The following is a 21,860-nucleotide window of genomic DNA, read 5'->3' as shown; positions in this document are numbered from 1 at the left end:
ATTATTTTTTAAAGTGAGCAGGTATTTCACAAACCGGAATCGGGTTCATTTTGTGTTGATTAGCGTTGTTTAAACGTTTGTAAATGGCAAAAACAGTGGCTTGACGTTCAGTAAATGTGCTCGGATCGTGTGCTGATCCGGATGTTTCCATAGCCCATTCGAGCTCGTCGTAGCTGGCGCCAAGCTGATCTTCGTCGGTACGGCTGTCGCCAAACAATCCGTCGGTCGGAGCAGCTTCTAAAATTGAATTCGGAACGCCCAGCACGCGGCCCAAGGCGTAAACTTCTGATTTGTACAAGTCGGCAATCGGACTCACATCCACGCCGCCGTCGCCGTATTTGGTGTAAAATCCTACTCCAAAATCTTCGACTTTATTTCCGGTACCTGCCACTAAACTGTGGGTGAGTCCGGCGTAATAGTACAAGCTCGTCATGCGTAAACGCGCGCGGGTATTGGCAAGGCTGAGATCGACTGTAGCTTGATCATCGGTTTGGGTTACGGCCGATTTAAAACTTTCAAAAACCGGAGTTAAATCAACCAATTGTCGGGATACGTTTGGATATTTCTGAATAAGGGCATCAATGTGTTCAGCGGCGCGATTTACCTGCGATTCGTGCTGATGAATAGGCATTTCCAAGCAATAAACAGGCAAGCCAGTTCGTGCACAAAGTGTTGAGGTTACCGCCGAATCGATTCCGCCAGATACGCCCACAACAAATCCGTTAACTTTGGCGTTCTTGGCATAGTCGAGCAGCCATTTCGAAATGTAATCGGCAACAGCTGCCGCTTGAGGCGTAGAAATTTTTGACATCATCAGTTTCCTTTAGTTCGAAGCAAGTATCTTTGCACGTTTTTACGTACCGTGCTTCGCAAAAGTACACAAGGAAAATCACTGTATCCAATTTATGAAGGCATTGAAATACAAGTTTGTTATAATTTTAGCATTTGTTTGCAGCTCTTTGCTGTTTTTTTCCTGTTCGGAGAAAGCAAAAGTTGAAGAAGCTATTCAAGAACAGCCCGTTGCGCTACAACTCGTGCGTTTCGATAAGCAGTTTTTCGAAACGCCTGTCGCTAAACTTCCGGAATTAAAGAAAACATTTCCCGATTTTTTCCCAGCCGATGTTCCCGACAAAGAGTGGATTGAAAAAATGACTAATCCGCTGTGGCGCGAATTGTATGGCGAAGTACAGAAAACGTTTCCCGATTTTAAGGAAGAGTTGCAGGAAATTAAAGACGTTAAAGCGCGAATAAATTACTATTTCCCTGAAGAAAAATCCAAGAATCCGGAAGTAATCACGATGATTTACGAGATGGATCCTTCCACGAAAGTGTTGTACACCGATAAAGTTATTATCATATCTTTGGAGATGTATTTGGGGAGAAACCACAGATTTTACGAATTCCCAGAATACCAACGTGCTAATTTTGAAAAATCGCAGCTACTGCCCGATTTAGTGAGTGCGTTTGCTGCCACGAAAATACCCATCGACAAGAGCAAAACGTTTTTGTCGAAAATGATCGATGCCGGAAAAGAATTGTATCTGAAAGATTTATTGCTTCCCGAGACGGCCGACAGCACCAAAATTGGATATACCGATTTACAACTTAAGTTTTGCCAAGAAAACGAAGCCTACATTTGGAAGTTTTTTATTGAAGAAAAGCTGTTGTACGATACCGATCCAAAGTTGGGACCTCGTTTCATAAATCCTGCGCCCTTTTCAAAGTTTTATTTGGAAATCGACAATGAAACGCCAGGTAGAATTGGCACTTGGGTAGGTTGGCAAATTGTTCGCGCTTACGCGGAAAAGAATAAAGTGCCCGTTCAAAAATTATTGCTAATGGACGCCGACACTATTTTTAAAGAATCGAAATACAAACCCAAACAAGATGAGTAAGAAATCGGATATCGTATTAGAAATTGAGCTGGATGAAAACAACGTTCCTGAGAAATTAGCGTGGACAGCCAGCGACGGCGGCATCAATAACGAAGAAGCAAAAGCGTATTTACTTTCGGTTTGGGATTCGAATGCGAAAGAGACCCTACGTATTGATTTGTGGACCAAAGACATGCCTGTGGATGAGATGAAACAGTTAATTCACCAAACTTTAGTGGGCTTAACCGATACGTATTTGCGCGCCACAGCCGATGAATTAATGGCCGACACCATGAGGCAATTCACGGATTATTTTGCAGAGAAATTGAATTTGAAAAAAGCCCCTAATCAGTAATCCGGGGCTTTATTTTTATAGTTGACTCCATTCAATAGCACCTGGCGATGCTGAAATAATCTTGCTCTTTGAAATGAAGATCTTGAAAGGAAAATACCTTACAGATTTAGGAGTAAAAGGTAACTTGGTAGAATCTACACTATATAGTTGAAAAGGATAATTTTTATAAGTAGTGTGTTTTTTTACTACAGAAGGACTTTCAAAAGATATAAATATCAATTCCTGATTCTTAAATTTCGCTTTGTACTTAGCAAAAGAGTCTAATTCACTTAGGCAGCTAGAATTGCTTGTTTTGAAAAAATGAATATTGTAAAACTTTGTAGAATCAACATTAATTTTACTTGTAGCGCTGTCACGATCAATTAAAATAAATTGGTTGGAAGTTAAATTATATTTATTCGATAGTGTTTTAAATTCTTTGAATTTTTGAAGAATACCAAACAAGATGGTAAAAGCTACCAACACGAATACAACAATGCCTCCTATTATGAATATTTTTGACTTTTTCATTTAATTTAATATATCGTTGCTACCGCGACACAGCTAATTGCTAAGGAGTGATAACATCCTATTCCAACTCTGCCTCTGGGTCCTAATAAACCAAAGATAGTGGTTATCTCGTTAATTGCATTACAAATTGAATTGCAAGTCGGATCATCAGTGGAAACAGTAATAACACAATTCATGCACTCACCCCAACTACAAGCGATATTTTGTTCACTAGTGCATGCAGCAATTAGCCGAACTGAATCCGTGGTTATTACAGGGCAAAGATCATTTCGGATATAAACTCGGTCTTCAATTTCAGTTTCTAGGAATTTTTTCCATGAAACAATCTCAAGAACGTATATTTCCGCTTTAACAACTTCAGTAATTCATTATGCATTTGAACAAATGCATTAGGATTATGTAGCGCTGCTATTGCGCCATTTAAATGTGGGGCATATATTACTATTTTTAAATCCCTACATAACTTCCTCGATCGTAATTTGTAATGTAACATTTTTCGACAAAAGAACTATTAAATTTTTGTCACAGCAAACAAACGGCGTTGGATTGTTAATTTTTACCGCTATAAGAAGAGAAATGATTAGTCTTCTTAAAGATGAAATGGCTCTAGACATAAGTTTGGTAGTGCAACGATATTCCTTGAACAGTTTATCCACCAAATTTTAGTAGGCTTAACCGATACGTATTTGCGCGCCACAGCCGACGAATTAATGGCCTATACCATGAGGCAATTCACAGATTACTTTGCCGAGAAACAAAATTTGAAAGGCGGGGTAAATTAGTGTTTTACCAAAGAGGGTCTTCTTTAAAAAGATCTTGATTTAACTCATCTATGTACGCCAGAATTTCTTCCCTGCCGCGTCCGGTTTCCGATGAGGTTACAAAGTAGGGAGGAAGCTCTGCCCAATTTTCAGCAAGCATTGCCTTTTGGTAGTTTTTTACGGCTTGATCAACCTTGGTCACTCCAATTTTATCCGCTTTCGTAAAAATCATGATGAACGGAATTTGCGATTCGCCCAAATACGTAAAAAATTCTAAGTCGATTTTTTGTGGTTCTAAGCGAATGTCTATCAATACAAAAGCACAAACCAATTGTTCGCGCGTTTCGAAATAATCGGTTATGAATTTCTGAAACGTTGCCTTTACCTTCTTCGAAACTTTCGCATAACCATAGCCCGGTAAATCTACCAAAAACCAATTTTCATTGATTTTAAAGTGATTGATAAGCTGCGTTTTTCCCGGTTTAGCCGAAGTTTTTGCCAAGGATTTATTGCCCGTAAGCATGTTAATCAACGACGATTTTCCAACGTTCGAACGTCCGATGAAGGCATATTCGGGAATGCGTTCCGGCGGACATTTAGCAGCCTCCGAATTACTGATGACAAATTTTGCGCTCGTAATTTTCATTAGAAGTTATGCGACTTCAACCAATTGTACATCAGTTTATTAAATTCGTCTGGATGTTCCATCATTGCGGCGTGTCCGCATTTGTCAATCCAAAACAACTCAGAGTTTGGAAGTAGTTTATTGAATTCTTCTGCCACTTCAGGTGGAGTCACCTTATCGTTCTTGCCCCAAATAATGCAGGTGGGTAAATGCATCTTTGGTAAATCTTTTGCCATATTATGACGAATGGCGCTTTTCGCGATGGTAAGTGTTTTAATCAGTTTTATCCGATCGTTCGCAACATTATACACTTCGTCAACAATTTCAGGAGTAGCAATTTTTGGATCGTAAAAAACGTCTTCCGCTTTTTTCTGGATATAATCTCTGTCGCCTCGACGCGGATAACTGTCGCCCATAGCGTTTTCATACAAGCCTGAACTTCCGGTTATTACCAAGCCAGCCATTTTTTCAGGATACAATTTTGCATGATACAAGGCAATGTGTCCGCCAAGGGAATTTCCAAGCAAAATCACACGATCCAAACCTTTATACGTAATAAAATCTTTCACAAACTTTGCAAAAGCACGCACATTCGTTTTCAAAATATTCTGCGTGTACAAAGGCAATTCCGGAATTAAAACATGGTAACCCTGTTGCGGAAAAAACTCGGCAACACCATCAAAATTGCTCAATCCGCCCATTAACCCGTGTAAAATAATAATCGGACGGCCCGATCCGGCTTCGAAATATTTAAACTTCCCTTCTTTCTTAATCGCTTCTTGCATGAACAGTCGGTTATTGGTAGGCTTTTAATTCTGGCAAATATAAGCGATTTACAGGAACATCAATTTTCATTTATTCCCACCACAGTATTTCCCCGTAAACCTCAATAAATGCTCGTTTTTTTAAGAAACGAGATTGTTAAAATGACACAACTTATTAACAATGTGGGAAATTTTGGGAGTGAGTGGGAATTTATTATTTACTTTTGCTTGAACTGTTTTTTAAGGCTAAAGTGTTGACACCCATTATAGGTACATACGAATGTAAGATAGACGACAAAGGTCGGCTGCTCATTCCTTTGGCTTTAAAGAAGCAATTGGCCATCAACGATGGTTTTGTATTGAAACGATCAGTATTTCAACCCTGTCTGGAGCTGTATCCGATGGCTGAGTGGAATGCCATGATGTCAAAAGTCAATAAACTCAACCGTTTTGTGAAAAAGCACGACGATTTTATTCGTCGCTTTTCGGCTGGCGTACGCTTAACCGATATCGATGTAAACGGACGTTTGTTGATTCCCAAAGATTTACAAGGTATTGCTCAAGTCAAAAAAGACATAGTCTTATCGAGTGCAATCAAGATTATTGAGATTTGGGACAAAGACACGTACGAAAAAGTAATTGCAGATACCGCTGTGGATTTTGCGGATCTAGCCGAAGATGTGATGGGGAATTTGAACGATGGAAGTGATGGATTATCATAATGCCGTTTTACTCGAACAAACAGTTGCCGGGCTTGCTATTAAACCCGACGGCGTTTACGTGGACGTAACTTTCGGTGGCGGCGGACATTCGCGCGAAATATTAAAACACCTCGGGCCGAACGGAAAATTGTTCGCATTCGACCAAGATGAAGACGCTTGGGAAAACCGAATCGACGACGAACGTTTTATGCTAGTGCCACACAACTTCAGACATTTAAAACGATTTTTAAGATTTCATGGAATTACTGAAGTCGATGGAATTTTAGCCGATTTGGGTGTTTCGTCTCATCAGTTCGACGTAGCCGAACGCGGATTCTCAACTCGTTTCGACGCCCCGCTCGATATGCGTATGAGCAAAAGCAACTCAAAATCGGCGTATACCGTAATCAACGAGTACGAAGAGAAAGCACTAAAACATATTTTGTTGGAATACGGCGAGTTAAAATCGGCTCCGGTCATGGCACGAACCATCGTACACCACCGAAACCCAAATCCGATTGCCACTACCGAGCGCTTAAAAGAAGTGCTACGCCCGTTTTATCCAGCACATAAAAGCCATAAAATCTTAGCTCAAGTATATCAAGCCATTCGAATTGAGGTGAATGAAGAAATCGATGTGCTTCGAGAAATGCTCGAACAAGCCGTTGATGTGTTGAAGCCTGGCGGACGCTTATCGGTGATATCGTATCATTCCTTGGAAGATCGTCTGGTAAAACGACTCATCAAAAACGGTCAGTTTGAAGGCGAACCCGAACGCGATTTCTTTGGAAACTTTCAAGTGCCGCTAAAAGCAATCGGAAAGCTAATTGTTCCCGATCAAGCCGAATTAGAAGCCAATAGTCGTTCGCGCAGCGCCAAACTTCGAATTGCAGAAAAAGTTCAAATCGCAAAAAAATGAAAGGGAGTGTTTACAATATCATCAAGGCGCGCTTTCTAGTCAATGAACACGCGACTCGAAATTGGGTATTTATTACCTACCTGATTGTTTTGGCTATGATTATGATTTGGAATACCAATCGTTACGAACAAAAAATCATCCGAATCGCCGAATTGAGTTCCGAAGTGAAAGAACTGCGTTCGGAGTTTGTAGATCGGAAATCGCAATTGATGAAACTCAAAATGGAATCGACTGTATCACAAAAGATGGAACAACGCGCCATCTTTCCTTCATCGGTTCCGCCAGTAAAAATAAAAGTCTTAAAACCAACCGAAAAAAAGTGGTTTGAAAAACTATGGGAGTAGAACCTAAAAATAATAATTACAGATTGTACGCTGTGATCGCAGGAATGCTGATCGCCGCGATTTGTATTGTTATTAAACTCACCAACATTCAGTGGGTTGAAGGAAACTACTACCGAAAAATCGCTAAAGAGAAAAGTGTAAAAACTTTTGTTATTCCTGCAAATAAAGGAAACGTTTATTCTTCCGACGGTAGTTTGCTCGCTACTTCGGTTCCGAATTATACCATTCGATTCGATGCGATGGCGCCTTCCAAAGCCGATTTCGACAAGGAGATCGGACCATTGGCTGCGGCGCTTTCCAAAAAGTTCCGAAAGCCAAAATCCGAATATCTGGCAAAGTTTCTGAAAGCACGGCGTACGGAAAATCGCTATTTGCTTGTTGAAAAAGGACTTTCGTATACCGATTATATGGAAGTGAAAAGTTTTCCGCTCTTCAATAAAGGAACTTATAAAGGCGGAATGATCGTTGATCAAAAGACTGTTCGCGAACATCCCATCGGTAAAATAGCCGAACGAACCATTGGTTACGAGCGTGTCGACGGCGACGGTCAGGCGAGAAATGCCGGCATTGAAGGGGCGTTTTCACGTTATTTAAACGGGAAAGACGGTAAGGTTCTCAAACAAAAAATCGCAAAAGGACAATGGAAACCCATTCGCGATAACAACGAAATTGAACCACAAGATGGCTACGACGTTATCTCCACAATCGACGTTTACATTCAAGATATTGCACATCACGCCCTTTTAAAACAGCTCGAACATTATAGTGCCGATCACGGTTGTGTGGTCGTTATGGAAACTAAAACCGGCGATGTAAAAGCGATTTCAAATTTAGGACGCGATTCGCAAGGAAATTATTACGAGAAATTAAATTATGCCGTTGGCGAGTCGCACGAACCGGGATCGACCTTTAAATTACTGGATTTGATTGCCTTACTTGAAGATGAAAAAGCCGATACGAGTTCGGTATACGACAGTAACGGAGGTGTGATTTCGTATCGTGGAAAATTGGTAAAAGATTCGAAAAAAGGCGGTTATGGTAAAATTTCGCTAGCACGTGGTTTCGAGGTGTCCTCAAATACCGTTTTGGTTCAAGCCGTTTACAAGGCATATAAATCCGACCCAAAGCAGTTTGTTGACCGTATTTACGATTATAAATTACATAAACCATTGGGTTTACCCTTTGCGGGAGAAGGCAGACCGGTAATTCGCACGCCCGACGATCCGAAATGGTCGGCAATTTCACTTCCGTGGATGGCATTTGGTTATGGAGTTGCTGTAACGCCGCTTCAAACACTAACGCTGTACAACGCCGTGGCCAACAATGGCGAAATGGTTAAACCACAATTTGTGAAAGAAATTCGTGAGTGGAACCGCGTGATTAAAAAATTCGATAAAGAAATTATTCATCCGAAAATTTGCTCTGATAAAACCATCGACAAATTACATGCAGTGCTAGAAAACGTAGTAAAACGCGGAACGGCAAGCAGCTTGTATTCGAAAGATTTTTCCATGGCAGGAAAAACGGGAACCGCTCAAGTAGATTACAACAAAGGAGAAGGAAACCTGTATTACACCTCTTCGTTTGTGGGTTACTTCCCAGCCGATAATCCAAAATACTCCTGCATTGTTGTCGTACACAAGCCTAATGTGGCGAAAGGCTATTACGGTGCCGACGTTGCTGGCCCAGTTTTTAAACGAATTGCCCAAAAGATTTTCACCGATTCGCCAACGATGAACAAAATCAAAGGATTGCAAGGAAAATCTAAAAAAGTCGAGCAAGCCTACGAAACGTATATCGCAAAAAGTGCCGACGATCTCAAGCGCATTCCTAACGTAAAAGGTATGCCCGGTATGGATGCAGCGGCACTTTTAGAAAATTTAAAATTGAAAGTTCGCGTTCGCGGAATCGGAAAAGTGAAAAAACAATCGATTCCACCAGGCGAACCTCTAAAGAAGAACGAAACTATAATATTGGAATTGTCGTGAAAGTATTGAAAGACCTCTTATATAAAGTTAGATTGGAGTCGGTTATCGGAACAACAAGTGTTCCGGTTCAATCGCTTACTTTCGATTCGCGACAAGCACAAGCCGACTCGCTTTTCTTTGCCGTTTCTGGAACGAAAACCGATGGGCACAACTTTATCGACCAAGTAATTGCCAACGGTTGCCGCGCAATTGTGTGTGAACGAGCTCCCGAAAATATACAGCCCAACGTTTGTTATGCTGTGGTAGGAAGTACAACTGAAGCCATGGCGCAGGTAGCGGCAAATTTTTACGATAATCCGTCGCAACAACTCAAATTAGTTGGTGTTACCGGAACCAATGGCAAAACTACCGTTGCTACGCTCTTGCATCAGTTGTTTCAGCGTGCAGGTTATAAAACAGGTTTGTTATCTACGGTTAAAATTGTGGTCGATTCGCAAGAATTTCCAGCTACGCATACAACTCCAGATTCTATTTCGATAAATAATTATCTACGTCAGATGGTAGATGCGGGCGTCGACTACTGTTTTATGGAAGTGAGTTCGCACGGGATCCACCAAAATCGAACCAAAGGTTTGCGATTTGCAGGAGCTATTTTTACCAATTTGTCGCACGATCACCTCGATTATCACAAAACTTTCAGCGAATACCGCGATGTAAAAAAGAAATTCTTTGATGAATTAGACCGCGATGCTTTTGCCTTAGTGAATATTGATGATAAGAACGGAAACATCATGTTTCAAAACACCGTTGCCGCTCAGCGTACGTATGCACTAAAAACCTTCGCCGATTTCCGAGCACAAATTCTTGAAAATCAGATTGGCGGACTACTCTTAAAAGTAAATAGCAAAGAGGTTTGGGTGAAACTAATCGGGTCGTTTAACGCCTATAACATTCTTGCCATTTACGGAACTGCTGTGCTGCTTGGCATGCCCGACGATGATGCACTCCGATATCTTTCTGAATTGGAAAGCGTTTCCGGTAGGTTTCAGTATTTCATTACCGAACAGAAAATCACTGTAATTGTAGATTACGCACACACACCCGATGCCCTAGAAAATGTATTGAATACAATTAATGGGATTCGAACAGGCAACGAGAATTTGATTACGGTAGTAGGTTGTGGTGGCGATCGCGATGCTACCAAGCGTCCAGTTATGGGAAATATCGCTACAAAATTGAGTAATCAGACCATTTTTACTTCTGATAATCCACGCACTGAAAATCCGGATTTGATTTTAGCCGAGATCGAAGCGGGTGTGGAACCACAGAATTTCAAAAAGTACGTAACTATTTCCGATCGCAAAAGTGCCATTAAGACGGCTGTCGCGCAATCAAATCCGGGCGATATTATACTCATCGCAGGAAAAGGACACGAAACCTACCAAGAAATTAACGGCGTAAAATACGATTTCGATGATTTGGAAATCGCTAAAACATTAACCAACCAACTAAACAAATAAGTTATGCTGTACTACTTATTCGATTACCTAAACAATAACTTCAATGTTCCAGGAGCAGGAGTTTTTCAATACATAACGTTTCGTTCAGCCTTGGCGGTTTTGTTGTCGTTGGCCATATCAACCATTTTTGGAAAGCGAATTATCAATTTCCTTAAACATCAGCAAGTTGGTGAAACCGTGCGCGAACTCGGTTTAGCCGGACAAAATGAGAAAGCCGGTACACCAACTATGGGCGGATTAATTATCATCATAGCAACCTTGATTCCGGTTTTTCTGCTGGCAAAACTCGACAACATTTATGTTATATTACTAATAGTTACAACCTTATGGATGGGAACTATCGGGTTTATAGACGATTATATTAAAATCTTCAAGAAAGATAAGCAAGGTTTAAAAGGCATTTTTAAAGTTATAGGTCAAGTAGGCTTAGGTTTGATTGTAGGTACTGTTTTGTATTTACATCCGGGTGTTACCGTTCGAAAAAATCAGCAAGTTAAATACAATTTTGCTTCGGAATCGGCACAGATTTTACCCAAACCTGTAGAAGAAAAATCGACTGCCACAACGATTCCCTTCTTTAAAAATAACGAATTAGATTATGCCGAAGTCTTGTCGTTCCTAGGCGATGGCTACGAGAATTACGCCTGGTTAATTTTTATTCCGGTTGTTATTTTCATCATTACCGCAGTGTCAAACGGCGCTAATTTAACCGACGGAATCGATGGCTTAGCAGCAGGAACCAGTGCCATTTCGGTGATTGCCTTAGGCATATTTACGTTTGTTTCGGGAAACATCATTTTTTCGAGTTATCTGAACATCATGTACATTCCCAATTCGGGAGAAATGACAGTTTACATAGCTTCTTTCGTTGGGGCATTGGTAGGTTTTCTTTGGTATAATTCCTATCCCGCCTCGGTTTTCATGGGCGATACCGGAAGTTTAACCATTGGTGGAATCATCGCAGTATTAGCCATTTCCGTACGCAAGGAACTTTTGATTCCGCTTTTGTGCGGAATTTTCTTAGTCGAGAACTTCTCAGTGGTTCTTCAAGTGAGTTATTTCAAATACACCAAGAAGAAATTTGGCGAAGGCCGACGTATTTTCTTGATGTCGCCACTCCATCATCATTACCAGAAAAAAGGCTATCACGAAAGTAAAATTGTAACCCGTTTTTGGATTGTTGGGATTTTACTAGCGATTTTATCCATTGTTACGCTGAAACTCAGATAATGAAAAAGTTAGTTATTCTTGGCGGAGGCGAAAGCGGTGTCGGAACTGCTATTTTAGGAAAGAAACAAGGTTTTGATGTTTTTCTTTCCGATGGCGGCGCCGTGAAACCGCATTACCAAGAAATCTTGAACCTTAACGGGATTCGTTGGGAACAGCAACAACATACGGAAGCTGAAATCCTTAGTGCGCATGTGGTTATGAAAAGTCCGGGTATTCCCGATAAAGCGTCAATTGTTCAGAAAATCCGCGAAAGCAAAATACCGGTGGTTTCCGAAATAGAGTTTGCCATTCCGTACACAAACGCGACTATAATTGCCATAACGGGTTCAAACGGCAAAACTACAACCACACTTTTAACTTATCATTTGTTGAAAAACGGAGGTTTACACGTGGGCTTGGGCGGAAACATCGGTAAGAGTTTCGCTTGGCAAGTAGCCGAGCAAGATTTCGACTGTTACGTGTTGGAAGTGAGTAGTTTTCAGTTGGATGACAGCTACACGTTCAAACCACACATCGCAATCATTACCAATTTGTCGCCAGATCATTTAGATCGGTACAATTATCAGTACGAATCGTACATCGCTTCCAAGTTTAGAATAACAATGAATCAAAGCGAAAACGACTATCTGATTTACGATGCCGACGATGAAACGCTGGTGCAGTTTCTCTCAAAAATCGACACTAAAGCAACTAAAATACCTTTTTCTATAACCAAACCACTGCCTGTTGGAGGTACATTAAACGAGAATACTATGAAACTTAAACTCAACGACGACAATTTTTCTATAGACACCGCGCACCTAGCCCTTGAAGGCAAACACAATGTTAAGAATGCCATGGCAGCTACTTCTGTGGCTATGCTTATGAAGATTAGAAAGGAAACGATTCGTGAGAGTTTGTCGAATTTTCAAGGTGTGGAACATCGATTGGAGAAAGTACTTAAAATTCAAAATGTTCAATACATCAACGATAGTAAAGCCACTAACGTCAATGCAACCTTCTTTGCTTTAGACAGCATGACAACGCCAACCGTATGGATTGTAGGTGGTGTAGATAAAGGAAACGATTATACGGAACTAATGGCACTGGTACGCGAAAAGGTAAAAGCTATTATTTGTTTAGGTGTTGATAATCGCAAAATTATCGATGCATTTGGTAATGTTGTGGATGTTATGGTAGAAGTTGGTTCCATGCAAGATGCCGTTAGAACAGCTCAAAGAATAGCAGAGAAAGGCGATACCGTTTTGCTTTCGCCTGCTTGCGCGAGTTTCGACTTGTTTGAAAACTATGAAGATCGTGGACGTCAGTTTAAACTAGCGGTTCAAAACCTATAATACTATGTTTAAGTTTATACAGCGTTTAAAAGGAGATAAAGGCATTTGGTCGTTCGTGGCCTTACTTGCCCTATTTTCGTTTATGCCTGTATTTAGTGCCAGTAGTAATCTGGCCTACATGAACCACGGTACCGGCAACACGCTCGGATACCTTGTAAAACACGCGGTACATATTGGGTTCGGATTTTGGATACTGTATCAAGTGCAGAAAATTCAGGTGAATCGCTTTAAAGCAATCGCAATTTTGCTGCTTCCCTTCAGTTGGTTACTAATTGCGGCAACCTATTTTATTGGTGTCGAACAAGGTTCAGCTACACGTTGGCTTCGCATACCCGGAACTTCCATAACCTTTCAGCCATCAACCGCTGCATTTGTAATGTTAATGATGTTTGTGGCTTTTTACCTTTCGCGAAAGCGAGAAGAACCGCTCACTTTCAAAAGCACACTCATTAATTTATGGTTACCCGTTGGCGTCACGCTTATGCTGATTCTACCGAACAACTTTTCCACGGCGGCTTTAATCTTTGCGATGGTGCTCATGTTGGCATTTACCGCGAATTACCCGCTGAAGTATTTGTTTGGTGTTGTTGGAATTGGAGTAACGGCTTTTGCGCTATTTATCGCCGTCGGGAAGTTTGTCAATAAAACACAGCCTGAAGTTAAAACCGGATTGTTTCACCGTGTGGCAACCTGGGAAAAGCGTTTCGAATCGTTTGTAAATGAAGACGAAAAAACCGATGCGCAAAACGACGATTATCAAATAGAAAAAGCCAAAACGGCCATTGCAACAGGAGGTTTATACGGTCTCGGACCAGGGAAAAGTGTACAAAAGAACTTCCTTCCGCAGTCATCATCCGATTTTATCTTTGCGATTATTGTAGAAGAATACGGTTTGCTGGGCGGACTCGCCGTGTTGTCTCTGTACATGTTGCTGTTTTTACGATTCATCATTACGGCACATAAAGCAAAATCAACTTACGGGAAGTTACTTATTATTGGTCTCGGATTTCCCGTCATATTCCAAGCGCTCATCAATATGGGAGTTGCTGTACAATTATTGCCGGTAACTGGACAAACCTTACCCTTGGTTTCCAGCGGAGGTAGTTCGATTTGGATGACCTTTTTTGCCATCGGCGTGATACTCAGTGCAACGAAAAAAGAAGAGGAATTTGCAGAAGAACAAGCCGAACGCGATGCTCGTGAAGCAGCATTACAAAAACTAATCGACAAACAACTTGAGGAAGAACGCCAGCTTGCTGAAGCTGAAGCGCTAAACGGAGTGGTATCAGAAACTAAAGCCGTTCAATCATGACAAAAGGACAAAACCATAAACTTAAAGTAATTGTTAGTGGCGGCGGAACGGGCGGCCATATTTTCCCAGCAATTGCTATTGCCGATGAGATTCGTCGCAGAAATCCGGATGCCGATATCCTTTTTGTGGGCGCACGAGATAAAATGGAAATGCAAAAAGTCCCGCAAGCCGGATATCCGATAAAGGGCTTGTGGATTGCCGGAATTCAACGCAAACTAACGGTCGACAACCTATTGTTTCCCATAAAATTATTGAAATCGTTGATTGACAGCTATCGTATTGTTAAGTCATTCAAACCAGATGTTTGTATTGGAACCGGAGGCTTTGCCAGCGGACCGTTATTGCGAGCAGCAGCTTTTGCCGGAATTCCAACAGTTTTACAAGAACAGAATTCATATCCAGGAATTACCAATAAGTGGTTGGCGAAATACGCAGCCGTCATTTGTGTAGCCTACGACAAGCTAGAACGATTCTTTCCGAAAGATAAGATTCGGCTTACCGGAAATCCAATACGGCAGTCGCTCGCTGCAGCTTCCGAAAACACAAGTCCGAAGATCTTTGATAACAACCAACCTACCTTACTGGTTTTAGGCGGAAGTTTAGGTGCCTATGCCGTGAATAAACTGGTAGAAAAACAACTACCACTCTTCAAAAGTCTCGGAATTAACGTATACTGGCAATGTGGTAAAAATTATGAGAGTACATACACTAAATATAACTCCGACGGAATCATAGTTTCGGCTTTTATCGAGTCTATGGAAACAGCCTACAACAATGCCGACATCATTATTTCTCGTGCAGGAGCTTCGTCTGTTTCCGAGCTTTGTTTGGTAGGAAAACCGGTAATCTTTATTCCTAGTCCGAATGTTGCCGAAGATCATCAAACTAAAAATGCACAGTCGTTAGTTGGTAAAAATGCAGCACTGATGCTCCGCGAAAGCGAACTCGAAACAGCATTCGAAAGTACATTCTCCAATTTGTTCCGCGACAACGATTTGCAAAAGCAGTTATCAGAAAATATTAAGCAGTTGGCAAAGCCACGAGCTACCCAAGATATCGTCGATTTAATTTTTGAAATCCTGCCAAAGAGATGAAGTTAGAACATATAAAATACATCTATTTCCTCGGGATTGGCGGCATCGGCATGTCGGCTTTAGCAAAATATTTTCACCGTTTGGGAAAACAAGTTTCGGGCTATGACAAAACGCCTTCGGCCATAACAGCCGGTTTACAAGAACTCGGAATTGCTATTTGCTTTTCAGAAGATGTAAGGATCGTTCAGGATTTTAATCCCGATGAAACCTTAGTCGTGCTAACGCCCGCTGTTCCGAAAGATCATGCGCAATGGAACTACTTCCTGACGCATAAGTATCAGATCATGAAACGCGCCGAAGTTTTGGGCTTGATAACGCAAGACACCTTTTGTTTTGCTGTAGCTGGAACACACGGTAAAACCACAACTTCCGCTATTTTGGGTCATATTTTATACACAGCAAAGACTGATGTTACGGCTTTTGTTGGTGGAATTGTTGAGCAATACGGCAGTAATTTAATTGGAACGGGAACGACTGTTACTGTTGTGGAAGCCGATGAGTTTGATCGTTCTTTTTTAAAACTCTCGCCTGATTTGCTTTGTGTAACTTCTGTAGATGCCGATCATCTGGATATTTACGGAACTGCGGAAAATATAGCCGAAGGATTTAATCAGTTTGCTGAAAAAGTAGCTGCTGATAAACGATTTGTTGCCAAAGGCATTCCCATTGCAGGACATACCATATCGAGCACCGAAAGCGCCGATGTGTCCGCAACAAATATTCGAATCGAAAATGGAAACTACGTTTTTGATGTTCGGTATTTTGAAGAGGAAATTCGCGATTTAGAATTTGGACTTCCCGGCCGCCACAACCTTAGCAACGCTTTAACCGCTTTGGCTATGGCAAAAGCCTACGGAATTGCTAATGCCGATATCAAACTAGCGTTGAAGAGCTTCCGCGGAATTGAACGCCGATTTTCACAAGTGTATAAATCAGACGAACGTGTTTACATCGACGATTACGCACATCATCCAACTGAAATTGCAGCCGTGCATCAGGCTTTGCGCGAATTGTATCCAAACGATCGTATTTTGGCCATTTTTCAACCGCATTTGTTCAGCCGGACGCAAGATTTTGGAGCCGATTTCGCGAAGGCGTTAAGTGCGTTTGATGAAGTTGCGTTATTGGAAATTTATCCTGCGAGAGAGTTGCCTATTGCTGGAATAACCAGCTCGTGGTTGCTTTCGCAGATGGAAAACAAACAGGCAGTGTTGATCGAAAAATCGGCGATTTTGGAAACAATACGCCAGTCAAAAGCACGGATTGTTTTAACGATTGGTGCAGGCGATATCGGTGTTTTGGTAAGTGATATAAAAAAGATGTTACATGGAAGCGAGTAAAAAGAGAAATCTGCTATACAACATCCGATTATTTGCCATGCTTTTGGTACTGATTGCTTTGTACGCTTTCTCGGTAAACCGCAATAAAAGCCGACAAATTGCAAAGACTTTGGTTTTTTTCGAACCGACAAAAGATCAGTTTATTAGCAAAACGACGGTTAATAAATTGTTAATAGAAAATATTAGAGAGGCAGGAAGCCACACAAAAGAAAATTTAGATTTGAATCAATTGGAGCACACGCTTAACGCGAATCCAATGATCAAAAAATCAGAAGTTTCGCTGGGAATCGACGGCGTTTTACGAGCTAAAGTTGAGCAACGCGCACCCGTGGCACGTTGGGTAAACGATGGTATGATTTTTTATATTGACGATGCAGGGACAAAAATGCCGCTTTCTGAACTGACTTCGGCGCGTGTTCCGCTTGTTACAGGAGCAATTACCAAAGAAAACACAAAAGACATTTGTGAAGTCTTGAAGTACATTAACGATGATTCTTTTTTAAAGAAAGACATCATCGGAGTAAAAATTGCCCCAAATGGTTCTTTACTGATGTTGAGCCGGAGTTATGATTTTAAAATCGACTTTGGTGAGCCAAAGCACATACATAGAAAGTTCTGCAATTACAAAGCTTTCTATTTTAAAGCAGAAGCCGACAAGAGTTTAGAAAAATACAAGCTCGTTAATTTGAGATTTACAAAACAAGTAGTGTGCACAAAATAAATAGTTATGAGTAACGAAAAAATAGCGGTTGGTTTAGATATCGGTACAACCAAGATTGTAGCCATGATTGGCAAGCGCAATATGTACGGAAAGCTTGAGATTCTCGGAGTAGGGAAGTCGAAAAGTTTGGGCGTTGCACGTGGTGTAGTAAATAACATTACCCAAACCATTCAATCTATTCAACAAGCTGTTGCCGAAGCTGAAAGTGTATCTGGCTACAAAATCAAAGATGTAGTGGTTGGTATTGCGGGTCAGCACATTCGTTCTTTACAACACAGCGATTACATTAGTCGCCCGAATCCAGAAGAAGTAATTGGCGATCAGGACATCGAACAATTAATTGCACAGGTTCACAAACTAGCAATGTTGCCCGGCGAAGAAATTATTCACGTACTGCCACAAGATTTTAAAATCGATGGTGAAGCCAACATCAAAGAGCCAGTCGGTATGTCGGGTGGTCGTGTGGAATCAAATTTTCACGTGGTTGTAGGTCAGGCGGCAAGCATTCGAAACGTAGGCAGATGCATCCAAAGCAGCGGAATTCAGTTGTCTGGATTAACTCTCGAGCCTTTAGCTTCGGCTGATGCAGTTTTAAGTCAGGAAGAGAAGGAAGCCGGTGTTGCGTTAATCGACATTGGTGGTGGAACTACCGATTTGGCTATTTTCAAAGACGGAATCATTCGCCATACAGCTGTTATTCCTTTCGGAGGAAATGTAATAACCGATGATATAAAAGAAGGATGTTCAATCATCGAAAAGCAGGCAGAATTACTAAAAGTAAAATTTGGTTCGGCTTGGCCTGGAGAAAATAAAGACAACGAAATTGTTTCGATTCCTGGATTGAGAAATCGCGAACCTAAAGAAATATCGTTGAAAAACTTGTCGAAGATCATCAATGCGCGTGTTGTTGAAATTATCGAGCAAGTTTTCGCAGAAATTAAAGCCTACGGGCATGAGAGTCCACGTAAGAAACTCATCGCCGGTATCGTTTTAACGGGTGGTGGTGCGCAACTCAAGCACATCAAGCAATTGGTGGAATACATCACGGGTATGGATACGCGTATCGGTTATCCGAACGAGCATTTAGCAGGCGATTCAGACGAGGAAATATCTTCGCCACTTTACGCTACTGCTGTAGGTTTGGTTATGAATTCCATTCGCAACCAAACACAATCAGCTGTGAAGTTTGCCCCGGAAGTTGTTTCAACGCCAAAGCCAGAGCCTGTTGTTGAGACAGAACCTGTTGCAGTTGCTCCAGCCGAGACAGTTGCTATTGAAGAAACACCGATGGAACCGAAGTCGGCCAATTCAACAGAAGGCAAAATGAAAAAGTCGTTTTTCGACAGATATGTAGAGAAAATCAAGGATTTCCTTGAGAATGCAGAATAATAATTTAGATCAGTAAAATACCCATAATATGGAAAGCAACTCAGATTTTGGAAGTATCGCGTTTGATTTACCAAAAAATCAATCAAACGTAATTAAAGTTATCGGCGTAGGCGGCGGCGGAAGCAATGCCATCAACCACATGTTTAGACAGGGCATCAAAGGCGTCGATTTTATTGTGTGTAACACTGATTCGCAAGCTTTACAAAATAGCCCGGTGCCCAACAAAATTCAGTTAGGCGTAACATTAACAGAAGGTTTAGGCGCAGGAGCAAATCCGGAAATCGGACAGCAAGCGGCTATAGAAAGCGTTAACGAAATCGAGAAAATGCTCGACAGCAACACCAAAATGGTTTTCATTACTGCCGGTATGGGTGGCGGTACAGGAACCGGTGCTGCTCCAGTAATTGCAAAATTGTCTAAAGAACGCGATATCCTTACTGTGGGAATTGTAACCATTCCGTTTCAGTTTGAAGGTAAAGTTCGTCACGAACAAGCACTTGCGGGTGTAGAACGTTTGCGCAAGCAGGTAGATTCGCTTATCGTAATCAACAACAATAAACTGCGCGAAGTTTACGGAAATCTTGGTTTTAAAGCCGGATTTTCCAAAGCAGATGAAGTTTTAGCAACCGCTTCAAGAGGTATTGCAGAAGTAATTACGCACCACTATACACAAAACATCGACTTAAAAGATGCGAAAACGGTTTTGTCGAATAGCGGAACAGCGATCATGGGTTCGGCTACAACTAGTGGCGAAAACCGTGCGAAAGAAGCCATCATTAACGCTTTGGATTCTCCTTTGCTAAACGACAATAAAATTACGGGTGCAAAAAACGTTTTGTTGCTTATCGTTTCGGGTACCGACGAGATTACCATGGATGAAATCGGTGAAATTAACGAGCACATCCAAGCAGAAGCAGGTGGAAATGCCAACATCATTATGGGTGTGGGCGACGATGAGAAATTAGGCGAAGCTATTTCTGTAACCATTATTGCTACAGGTTTTAATGCCGATCAACAAAGTGAAATCGTGAATACCGCTCCAAATCGGATTATTCACACTTTAGAAGACGAGCAAAAACTAACACAGCAATTAACACCAGGTTACGTTTTGCCAACGCCTGTGATTGAAACTCCTGTTGTTGCTGAATCGAAAGTCGTTTTTAATTTAGATGACGAGTTGGTTGAAGAACCGATTAAAGATGTAACTGCTGCAGTGGAGTTTACACCCGAGATTGTAACGCCAGCTGCTCCAGTAGTAGAAACACCACAGTCGGATTTACTAATAGCTACGACAGAGTTTATCCGAAATATCGATGTAACATTCGAAATTGTTTCTCCATTAGCCGAGCAGGATTTCTTCTTTACACCCACGCAAGTTGTAACAGAAAAACCTGTTGCAAGCGTTGAAAAAGAGCAGATCTCTTTGTCGTTTGACTTACCGTTAACGCAGCCAGAAAAAACGGAAGCGCCTACCTTACTTTTTGATTTACCTCAGGAAACAAAAGAAATTAAAGTGGTAGAAGCTTTAGAAGTAGTCCCTGTAACAGATGTTACTTCAAACGGAGTGATTGTACATTCGTTGGAAGAGTATATGGAATTTGAGAATAGCCTGCTTCAGAGTCAGCCACAAGCTAAAGTAGAAGAGCAAATTCCGGCAGAATTAAACATTACTTTAAAACAAGTAGAAACTCCTGCAGCGTCTATTCAAACGCCAACTGTTACGAGCCATTCAGCACCTGTTGATATCAATCCGACCGACATGAGTTTGGAGGAAGTGAATCGACTGAAAGCGGAAGAACGTCGTAGAAAATTGAAAGAGTTTAATTACAAGTTTCACAGCAATAGTGCGCGTATTGACGAATTAGAGCGTGAGCCGGCATACAAAAGATCAGGTATTGACTTAACGCAAGGACCAAATACGAACAGCGCGTCGCGTACTTCGTTGGGAATTGATAGCAATAACGATATACAGCTGCGTTCAAACAATTCGTTTTTACACGACAATGTAGATTAAGTACGTTTATAATTATTAATAGCGAACCCGGAGGAAACTTCGGGTTTTTTTATGGATTTTCAGGTTTTAAAACGCGCGTTAGTTTGCGTACCTTTGCACTTCAAATTTAGAAATCATGAGTTTAGCGGCACAAATTACAGAAGAGTTAAAAACAGCCATGAAAGCTAAAGATACGGTTGCTTTAGAGGCTTTACGTGCTATCAAATCGGCTTTGTTATTGGCCCAAACCGAATCGGGTGCAAAAGAGGATTTGGATCCGTCTGAAGAGATAAAATTGTTGCAGCGTTTGGTTAAGCAACGTAAAGACAGTGCTAGTATTTACACCGAGCAGGGACGTGCTGATTTGGCAGCGCCTGAATTAGAGCAAATAAAAGTGATTGAGCGATTTTTGCCGCAGCAATTAACTGAAGAAGATGTGGATGCGCGCGTGAAAGCCATTTTAGATGAAAACGGACTTACAGGTATGGCAAATATGGGTAAAGCGATGGGATTAGTTACGGCAGCTTTATCGGGTCAGGCCGACGGTAAATTAGTTTCAAGTCTTGTTAAAAAACACTTGGGTGCGTAGTTCTTTTTTATAGTTTTGCACTCCTTACATAAGGCGGCCTCGTAGTTCAACTGGATAGAATATCAGATTTCGGCTCTGAGGGTTGGGGGTTCGAATCCCTCCGAGGTCACGAATAAATCAAAAACACGCTAAAATCCGACGGNAGGTATGGCAAATATGGGTAAAGCGATGGGATTAGTTACGGCAGCTTTATCGGGTCAGGCCGACGGTAAATTAGTTTCAAGTCTTGTTAAAAAACACTTGGGTGCGTAGTTCTTTTTTATAGTTTTGCACTCCTTACATAAGGCGGCCTCGTAGTTCAACTGGATAGAATATCAGATTTCGGCTCTGAGGGTTGGGGGTTCGAATCCCTCCGAGGTCACGAATAAATCAAAAACACGCTAAAATCCGACGGGCTTTGCTCAGGCGGATTTTAGCGTGTTTTTGATTTTCAGCGCGGAGCGCTCAGGGATGTCGCGAGGCACGAGCGCAATCCCTGATTCGTGTTGATACGTTTTTACGATTCGTGTCGAGCTTTGCTCAGGCGGATTTTAGCGTGTTTTTGATTTTCAGCGCGG

Annotated in this window: 22 protein-coding genes and 2 tRNA genes; 20 read left to right on the top strand and 4 right to left on the bottom strand. The window is 41.5% G+C overall.

The window, feature by feature from the left end; translation table 11 throughout:
* Position 1 precedes the first annotated feature (1 nt).
* A complete protein-coding gene (gene nadE, locus CHX27_RS06470) occupies positions 2 to 811 on the bottom strand; it encodes an NAD(+) synthase (RefSeq protein WP_094485945.1) in 810 nt (269 codons plus the stop codon).
* A 94-nt stretch (positions 812 to 905) separates the two neighbouring features.
* Between nadE and gldB the strand changes: the two genes are divergently transcribed.
* Together gldB and gldC are read left to right on the top strand one after the other, a co-directional pair.
* Positions 906 to 1,895 (top strand): gliding motility lipoprotein GldB, encoded by a 990-nt coding sequence (gldB, locus tag CHX27_RS06465; protein WP_094485944.1) that lies wholly within the window; start codon positions 906 to 908, stop codon positions 1,893 to 1,895.
* On the top strand, positions 1,888 to 2,229 hold the full coding sequence (gene gldC / locus CHX27_RS06460) for a gliding motility protein GldC (protein ID WP_094485943.1): 342 nt from the start codon (positions 1,888 to 1,890) through the stop codon (positions 2,227 to 2,229). Before gldB ends, gldC begins: the two co-directional genes overlap by 8 nt.
* A gap of 15 nt (positions 2,230 to 2,244) precedes the next feature.
* Here the strand turns inward: gldC and CHX27_RS06455 are convergent, their stop codons facing one another.
* Complete coding sequence (locus CHX27_RS06455; RefSeq protein ID WP_094485942.1) at positions 2,245 to 2,739, bottom strand: hypothetical protein; 495 nt, start codon at positions 2,737 to 2,739, stop codon at positions 2,245 to 2,247.
* A 632-nt stretch (positions 2,740 to 3,371) separates the two neighbouring features.
* Between CHX27_RS06455 and CHX27_RS15790 the strand changes: the two genes are divergently transcribed.
* Positions 3,372 to 3,521 carry a hypothetical protein gene (locus tag CHX27_RS15790; protein ID WP_317048272.1) on the top strand — a complete coding sequence of 50 codons (150 nt, stop codon included), beginning with the start codon at positions 3,372 to 3,374 and terminating at the stop codon, positions 3,519 to 3,521.
* A gap of 4 nt (positions 3,522 to 3,525) precedes the next feature.
* Here the strand turns inward: CHX27_RS15790 and yihA are convergent, their stop codons facing one another.
* Entirely contained in the window at positions 3,526 to 4,146 is a 621-nt protein-coding gene (yihA, locus tag CHX27_RS06450; RefSeq protein WP_094485941.1) for a ribosome biogenesis GTP-binding protein YihA/YsxC, read from the bottom strand.
* A complete protein-coding gene (locus tag CHX27_RS06445) occupies positions 4,146 to 4,910 on the bottom strand; it encodes an alpha/beta fold hydrolase (RefSeq protein WP_094485940.1) in 765 nt (254 codons plus the stop codon). Before CHX27_RS06445 ends, yihA begins: the two co-directional genes overlap by 1 nt.
* A gap of 233 nt (positions 4,911 to 5,143) precedes the next feature.
* On the opposite strand from CHX27_RS06445, the gene CHX27_RS06440 reads away from it, so the two are divergent.
* From CHX27_RS06440 to CHX27_RS06360, 17 genes are all read left to right on the top strand, one after another.
* Positions 5,144 to 5,611, top strand: a complete 468-nt coding sequence (locus CHX27_RS06440) for a division/cell wall cluster transcriptional repressor MraZ (RefSeq protein WP_094485961.1) — start codon at positions 5,144 to 5,146, stop codon at positions 5,609 to 5,611.
* A complete protein-coding gene (gene rsmH / locus CHX27_RS06435) occupies positions 5,598 to 6,509 on the top strand; it encodes a 16S rRNA (cytosine(1402)-N(4))-methyltransferase RsmH (RefSeq protein WP_094485960.1) in 912 nt (303 codons plus the stop codon). The genes CHX27_RS06440 and rsmH overlap by 14 nt, the downstream gene beginning before the upstream one ends.
* Positions 6,506 to 6,853 (top strand): FtsL-like putative cell division protein, encoded by a 348-nt coding sequence (locus tag CHX27_RS06430; protein ID WP_094485939.1) that lies wholly within the window; start codon positions 6,506 to 6,508, stop codon positions 6,851 to 6,853. Before rsmH ends, CHX27_RS06430 begins: the two co-directional genes overlap by 4 nt.
* On the top strand, positions 6,844 to 8,841 hold the full coding sequence (locus tag CHX27_RS06425; protein WP_094485938.1) for a penicillin-binding protein: 1,998 nt from the start codon (positions 6,844 to 6,846) through the stop codon (positions 8,839 to 8,841). The genes CHX27_RS06430 and CHX27_RS06425 overlap by 10 nt, the downstream gene beginning before the upstream one ends.
* On the top strand, positions 8,838 to 10,301 hold the full coding sequence (locus CHX27_RS06420; RefSeq protein WP_094485937.1) for a UDP-N-acetylmuramoyl-L-alanyl-D-glutamate--2,6-diaminopimelate ligase: 1,464 nt from the start codon (positions 8,838 to 8,840) through the stop codon (positions 10,299 to 10,301). The genes CHX27_RS06425 and CHX27_RS06420 overlap by 4 nt, the downstream gene beginning before the upstream one ends.
* A gap of 3 nt (positions 10,302 to 10,304) precedes the next feature.
* Positions 10,305 to 11,531 carry a phospho-N-acetylmuramoyl-pentapeptide-transferase gene (gene mraY / locus CHX27_RS06415; RefSeq protein ID WP_094485936.1) on the top strand — a complete coding sequence of 409 codons (1,227 nt, stop codon included), beginning with the start codon at positions 10,305 to 10,307 and terminating at the stop codon, positions 11,529 to 11,531.
* Positions 11,531 to 12,865: a UDP-N-acetylmuramoyl-L-alanine--D-glutamate ligase gene (gene murD, locus CHX27_RS06410; protein ID WP_094485935.1), complete on the top strand. Its 1,335-nt coding sequence runs from the start codon at positions 11,531 to 11,533 to the stop codon at positions 12,863 to 12,865. Before mraY ends, murD begins: the two co-directional genes overlap by 1 nt.
* A 4-nt stretch (positions 12,866 to 12,869) precedes the next feature.
* Positions 12,870 to 14,177: an FtsW/RodA/SpoVE family cell cycle protein gene (locus tag CHX27_RS06405; protein WP_094485934.1), complete on the top strand. Its 1,308-nt coding sequence runs from the start codon at positions 12,870 to 12,872 to the stop codon at positions 14,175 to 14,177.
* Positions 14,174 to 15,271 carry an undecaprenyldiphospho-muramoylpentapeptide beta-N-acetylglucosaminyltransferase gene (gene murG, locus CHX27_RS06400; protein WP_094485933.1) on the top strand — a complete coding sequence of 366 codons (1,098 nt, stop codon included), beginning with the start codon at positions 14,174 to 14,176 and terminating at the stop codon, positions 15,269 to 15,271. The genes CHX27_RS06405 and murG overlap by 4 nt, the downstream gene beginning before the upstream one ends.
* Positions 15,268 to 16,611, top strand: coding sequence for a UDP-N-acetylmuramate--L-alanine ligase (gene murC / locus CHX27_RS06395; RefSeq protein ID WP_094485932.1), 1,344 nt, complete (start codon positions 15,268 to 15,270; stop codon positions 16,609 to 16,611). The genes murG and murC overlap by 4 nt, the downstream gene beginning before the upstream one ends.
* Positions 16,598 to 17,332: a cell division protein FtsQ/DivIB gene (locus CHX27_RS06390; protein ID WP_094485931.1), complete on the top strand. Its 735-nt coding sequence runs from the start codon at positions 16,598 to 16,600 to the stop codon at positions 17,330 to 17,332. Before murC ends, CHX27_RS06390 begins: the two co-directional genes overlap by 14 nt.
* A 6-nt stretch (positions 17,333 to 17,338) precedes the next feature.
* Positions 17,339 to 18,721 (top strand): cell division protein FtsA, encoded by a 1,383-nt coding sequence (gene ftsA, locus CHX27_RS06385; protein WP_094485930.1) that lies wholly within the window; start codon positions 17,339 to 17,341, stop codon positions 18,719 to 18,721.
* 28 nt (positions 18,722 to 18,749) lie between these two features.
* Entirely contained in the window at positions 18,750 to 20,735 is a 1,986-nt protein-coding gene (ftsZ, locus tag CHX27_RS06380) for a cell division protein FtsZ (protein WP_094485929.1), read from the top strand.
* A 115-nt stretch (positions 20,736 to 20,850) separates the two neighbouring features.
* Positions 20,851 to 21,303 carry a GatB/YqeY domain-containing protein gene (locus CHX27_RS06375; protein WP_094485928.1) on the top strand — a complete coding sequence of 151 codons (453 nt, stop codon included), beginning with the start codon at positions 20,851 to 20,853 and terminating at the stop codon, positions 21,301 to 21,303.
* A gap of 35 nt (positions 21,304 to 21,338) precedes the next feature.
* A tRNA-Arg gene (locus tag CHX27_RS06370) sits at positions 21,339 to 21,412 on the top strand.
* A 38-nt stretch (positions 21,413 to 21,450) separates the two neighbouring features.
* Positions 21,451 to 21,555 (top strand): GatB/YqeY domain-containing protein, encoded by a 105-nt coding sequence (locus CHX27_RS06365; protein ID WP_094485927.1) that lies wholly within the window; start codon positions 21,451 to 21,453, stop codon positions 21,553 to 21,555.
* A gap of 35 nt (positions 21,556 to 21,590) precedes the next feature.
* A tRNA-Arg gene (locus tag CHX27_RS06360) sits at positions 21,591 to 21,664 on the top strand.
* Positions 21,665 to 21,860: the final 196 nt, after the last annotated feature.

Origin of the sequence: Flavobacterium aurantiibacter, assembly GCF_002251775.1 — a bacterium.
Classification (GTDB): Bacteria; Bacteroidota; Bacteroidia; order Flavobacteriales; family Flavobacteriaceae; genus Flavobacterium; species Flavobacterium aurantiibacter.
The sequence above is the reverse complement of the archived record's forward strand: the minus strand, read 5'-3'. Positions and strand labels throughout refer to the sequence as shown.

Coding starts and splice junctions, on each gene's coding strand:
- ftsZ (WP_094485929.1), top strand. CDS start 18,750: ATGGAAAGCAACTCAGATTTTGGAAGTATCGCGTTTGATTTACCAAAA.
- CHX27_RS06425 (WP_094485938.1), top strand. CDS start 6,844: ATGGGAGTAGAACCTAAAAATAATAATTACAGATTGTACGCTGTGATC.
- CHX27_RS06405 (WP_094485934.1), top strand. CDS start 12,870: ATGTTTAAGTTTATACAGCGTTTAAAAGGAGATAAAGGCATTTGGTCG.
- CHX27_RS06430 (WP_094485939.1), top strand. CDS start 6,506: ATGAAAGGGAGTGTTTACAATATCATCAAGGCGCGCTTTCTAGTCAAT.
- mraY (WP_094485936.1), top strand. CDS start 10,305: ATGCTGTACTACTTATTCGATTACCTAAACAATAACTTCAATGTTCCA.
- murD (WP_094485935.1), top strand. CDS start 11,531: ATGAAAAAGTTAGTTATTCTTGGCGGAGGCGAAAGCGGTGTCGGAACT.
- gldC (WP_094485943.1), top strand. CDS start 1,888: ATGAGTAAGAAATCGGATATCGTATTAGAAATTGAGCTGGATGAAAAC.
- rsmH (WP_094485960.1), top strand. CDS start 5,598: ATGGATTATCATAATGCCGTTTTACTCGAACAAACAGTTGCCGGGCTT.
- CHX27_RS06365 (WP_094485927.1), top strand. CDS start 21,451: ATGGCAAATATGGGTAAAGCGATGGGATTAGTTACGGCAGCTTTATCG.
- CHX27_RS06455 (WP_094485942.1), bottom strand. CDS start 2,739: ATGAAAAAGTCAAAAATATTCATAATAGGAGGCATTGTTGTATTCGTG.
- CHX27_RS06445 (WP_094485940.1), bottom strand. CDS start 4,910: ATGCAAGAAGCGATTAAGAAAGAAGGGAAGTTTAAATATTTCGAAGCC.
- CHX27_RS06390 (WP_094485931.1), top strand. CDS start 16,598: ATGGAAGCGAGTAAAAAGAGAAATCTGCTATACAACATCCGATTATTT.
- CHX27_RS06375 (WP_094485928.1), top strand. CDS start 20,851: ATGAGTTTAGCGGCACAAATTACAGAAGAGTTAAAAACAGCCATGAAA.
- ftsA (WP_094485930.1), top strand. CDS start 17,339: ATGAGTAACGAAAAAATAGCGGTTGGTTTAGATATCGGTACAACCAAG.
- murC (WP_094485932.1), top strand. CDS start 15,268: ATGAAGTTAGAACATATAAAATACATCTATTTCCTCGGGATTGGCGGC.
- murG (WP_094485933.1), top strand. CDS start 14,174: ATGACAAAAGGACAAAACCATAAACTTAAAGTAATTGTTAGTGGCGGC.
- nadE (WP_094485945.1), bottom strand. CDS start 811: ATGTCAAAAATTTCTACGCCTCAAGCGGCAGCTGTTGCCGATTACATT.
- yihA (WP_094485941.1), bottom strand. CDS start 4,146: ATGAAAATTACGAGCGCAAAATTTGTCATCAGTAATTCGGAGGCTGCT.
- gldB (WP_094485944.1), top strand. CDS start 906: ATGAAGGCATTGAAATACAAGTTTGTTATAATTTTAGCATTTGTTTGC.